At 43.2% G+C, this 296-nt stretch carries 1 protein-coding gene; it reads left to right on the forward strand.

Features of this window, described 5'->3' with window-relative positions; genetic code table 11:
- Positions 1–296 (forward strand): polysaccharide biosynthesis protein (locus tag CWC11_RS20465; protein WP_171038473.1); only part of this gene is annotated, 296 nt, incomplete at both ends.

A 296-nucleotide genomic window follows, 5' to 3' on the forward strand; every position in this document is an offset into this window, starting at 1 on the left:
ACCAATGTAATGGGTGCAACCAAGCGTATGGCAGAGTTAGTGTTACAAGCCTTGGCTGAAAGTAAAGTAACGTCTAAAAATACCCGTTTTTGCATGGTACGTTTTGGTAATGTGCTTGGTTCTAGTGGTTCAGTTGTGCCTCTATTCCGTAAGCAGATTAAAGAAGGTGGACCAATTACCTTAACGCATAAAGATATCACCCGGTTTTTTATGACTATACCGGAAGCTGCGCAGTTAGTTATTCAGGCGGGTGCCATGGGTAAGGGTGGTGACGTATTTGTGTTAGATATGGGTGA

This window comes from Pseudoalteromonas sp. S3178 (genome assembly GCF_005886985.1).
GTDB classification, from domain to species: Bacteria; Pseudomonadota; Gammaproteobacteria; order Enterobacterales; family Alteromonadaceae; genus Pseudoalteromonas; species Pseudoalteromonas carrageenovora.